Source organism: Oleiphilus sp. HI0066, from assembly GCF_001635725.1.
Genome location: NZ_LWFH01000309.1, coordinates 1 through 925 on the forward strand (window position 1 = coordinate 1; position 925 = coordinate 925).

1 protein-coding gene is annotated in these 925 nt (G+C 44.6%); it reads right to left on the reverse strand.

The genetic code is table 11. The features are described 5' to 3' along the window. Positions 1–151: 151 nt before the first annotated feature. A partial coding sequence (locus A3738_RS04540; protein WP_068763391.1) for an OmpA family protein occupies positions 152–925 on the reverse strand: 774 nt, incomplete at its 5' end.

The window sequence follows — 925 nt, forward strand, 5'->3', positions numbered from 1 at the left end:
AGAAGTATCTAGGCCGCCAGAATACGCTAACACGACCTTATTTATACTCGACATAAAGGCTCCCAAAACCTGTTATAGATTTTGCTTATATTAAAAAAGGGGTGCGTATTCTACAGAAAGGAGTGATGGAAAAACAACCAAAAACAACAACTTAATTCAGCTCACCCTCAGGATTTTCTTTTGAAGGCAAAGAAAGCTGCTCTCCGCGCACTAAACGAACGGTACTTCGGCGGTTTTTCGCTTTATTTTTTGAGTTTTTATTACCTGCGACGGGATAGCGTTCGCCATGATAGCGAGTCTGTATCATCTCTGAATTGATGCCGCTTTTTGTCAGATAAGCTGTCACCGCTTCGGCACGCATTTTCGATAATCGACGATTATAAATCCTACGCCCCGTTGAATCGGTGTGGCCATCCACATAGACCGCAGTGACGTTGCTGTCGGCGCGAACATAAAGAACCACCATATCTAAACGCGCTTTATCTTCTTTCAGAAGAATCGCTTTGTCTGATTCAAAGTGCACACGAGTTCTCTCGACTTGTCGGAAGTTAACCGGCAGCAAAGATGATATGCAGTCTAAATAAGCTTCATAAACATTGGCAAAGCCGATACTACTTAGGGATAAACGCACTGAGGCATCGCTATACCACGACTGACGCGTGAACGTAGGCATCATTCCTTCTAACAGACCTTTCATTAGATCGTGTGAACGACGACTTTCTACTTTTAAAGGCTTATCGCCTTGCACAACGTCAACATAGCCTAAGTCGCGAATCGCCTGCCCCGGCCTCCAGTCTGAAGCTTCTACGACCAAAGCAGCCTTGCCTGGCTTCATTGGATTGGAATTGGTTTGCGAATAGAAATACAGATCTTCACCGGCCTCATGATAGAAAATGCCTTGGCCATAACGGGGAATATCATGAAT